The 2,424-nt window shown below is 56.1% G+C and carries 1 protein-coding gene and 1 pseudogene; one reads left to right on the top strand and one right to left on the bottom strand.

The window, feature by feature from the left end:
• Positions 1-1,209 (top strand): annotated as a pseudogene (locus tag EXE42_RS18650) (hypothetical protein); the annotation flags it as partial.
• 195 nt (positions 1,210-1,404) lie between these two features.
• Here EXE42_RS18650 and EXE42_RS15135 read toward each other — a convergent pair.
• The coding region (locus EXE42_RS15135; protein ID WP_137706864.1) for an RNA-guided endonuclease TnpB family protein at positions 1,405-2,424 on the bottom strand (1,020 nt) is incomplete at its 5' end.

The following is a 2,424-nucleotide window of genomic DNA, read 5'->3' as shown; positions in this document are numbered from 1 at the left end:
GTCGGCGCGGACGCCATCACAACACCCGTAGAGGGCTACACCAACTATCTCCAAACGCGGTATGACGTGCCGAAAATGTGGATCGACGAGGAGAACCAGCGCGTCCATCTCCAACACGGTAAACACCACCGTATCCTGACCGCTGACCACGAGCCCGACCCGGACCTCCTTGACGCATCCCTCGAGAACATTGAGAACTACATCAAGACCATCGACCGCTGGGGCGAAACGAACAACCCGAAGGCGGTGAAAGCCCACCTGTACGAGGGCGTGCTCTACGGGCTCTGGGCGCCGTTTGTGAACCTGTACGCGAAGCAGTTCTACGGAAGCGTCACTCTCGATAATGCCCTCCAGTATCTCTACATCTTCGGCGAGTCAGACGCTGGCAAAGACAAATTCACGGAGTTCGTGTTGCGGCTGGTCTCTGACGACCTCGTCCGTGGTGGGGCTGACGCAGACGACGTCGGAAAGAACCAGATCCGGTCGCTACGGAATATCGACACGGTGTTCCCGTACGTCGTCTCAGACATCTCCAAACAGAAAATTGAGCGGATCGATACGCTCCGGAACTTCTGGCAGGACTCGTGGCACCCATCGAATGAGATCGCGTATCCAACGCTCATCTTCACCAGTAACGACTCTCGGCCAAACGATTGGTTCCGAAACCGAGCGAAGATGCTTCATTTCGACGTCGCGTTTCCTTCGAATCCCGAAGACGAGGGGTTCTACAAAGCGCAAGAAGATCTCAATACAATCCTCGACGCTCGCAACCCCATCTTCTCGTACGTGTCACGGCGCATCTTGAGGGATGAGCGGTATCTCGATGCCGGTGGAACTGTCGACGACGTTCGCCAGGTGTTTCTCGAGTTTTACGAGCGTGCTGACCGTGAGGTCCCAAAATTCTTCCCGAAAGAGCCGGCGAACCGGAGATACAACATTGGCAAGCGCAAGTGGAAGCAAGCCTACGAGCGCGGTGACGTAACATTCGATCGGCGCGAAAATCGACTTATTGCTGAATTCGATCTCGAGCCACACGAGCTCTACAGTTATCGCAAGACACTCCCGACGAAGATGCGGCCCGAAAAGAGCGGTCGGAGCATCATCATCAAGAACCCAGACGGCTTCGAAGAGTGGATTGAGCTTGCTGAGTTGGGAGGAAGCAACGAACAAGCGGGAAGTGAAGGATTTCTGAGCCGCCTATGGGGCTAGATCATTGACGTCAGCTAGATCAAGCGGGTCCGGTTGTAGCACAACTATATGGCTATAATTTGATTTAGAGTGGTCTTCCATCCATCTTATCCAAATTTGTTTATAAGCCGTATGACTAAGCTGCGGCAGAAACTAACTTATTCAAATTGACCTCCTCCCACCCCTGAAGGGGTGGGATTCCCGAGCGTTGGGATATTACGGTTTGCAGTCTCCCTGTTCTCTCGGTGTGAACCGTCCGCTCTCGCGGTCGAACAGGAAGACTCCGGGCTGGGCCAAACAGCCGTTACTCATATCCCCCGTCGGGGGACTCTGAGTTATCTTGCGACGAATATTCACCGCACCGTTCACGTCCGCGTTCATCGCCGTCTCGCACGACGAACAGACGTACAACCCGCGCTCCACCCGGTTCGCATCTCGAATCTGCCCGCAACACGAACACGTCTTCGAGGTGTTCTCCTCGTCCACACGGTCAACGAGAATCCCGTGTTCTTCCGCCTTGTATTCCAGCAGGGTCGTGAACCGGTCGAACTCCCACCCGTGTAACTTCTTGTTCCCCGACGTACCCCAGTTCCGCGAGCCGCCGTTCTCGGCCTTGCGGATGTCGCTGAGGTCGCCAACCGCTATCTTCCCCACACCTTCTTCGACACACCGATGGATGATGTGCTTGCTGAGGGTGTGAAGGAAGTGGTCTTTGCGCCGGGAGAGTTTCTGTTGAGCCTTTCGCGCTCGCTTCGACGGGCCGTTCTCACCTTCTGTCTGGTACTCCTCACGGGTGAAGTAGTGCTTGTCCTCTTTCAGCACGTTCCCCGGATACAACTCGCTCGACCCGTCCTCGTAGTTGATGGCGAGGTAGTTGCTGATGCCAAGGTCGATACCCGCCGTCTTGTCGCCCGGCGCGTCTTCGACGGGAATCTCTTTTTTACAGACGAGGTGGAGTTCCCACTCGTCGCCATTCCAGACGGCACGCACCTGCTGGATGTTCTCGACCCGTACGTCAGGTCGAGTTTCGTACTCGGCGAGGATGAAGTCAGACCGTGACTCTTTCAGGTTCCACCCTTTCGAGAGGCGGACACGGTTGTGTTTGGCGTCGTGTGTGATGCCTTTCTGCTTCCACGTCACGGTGGAACGCGGGTGTCGGTCGCCGCGTTTCCGGTAGCCCGGCGGATTGTTGCCGTCGTCGGAGTTGTGATACACCAGGACGTCCTGAAGCTCCTC

Source organism: Halorubrum sp. SP3 (genome assembly GCF_005435195.1).
Classification (GTDB): Archaea; Halobacteriota; Halobacteria; order Halobacteriales; family Haloferacaceae; genus Halorubrum; species Halorubrum sodomense.
This window is presented reverse-complemented; position numbering and strand designations above follow the sequence as displayed.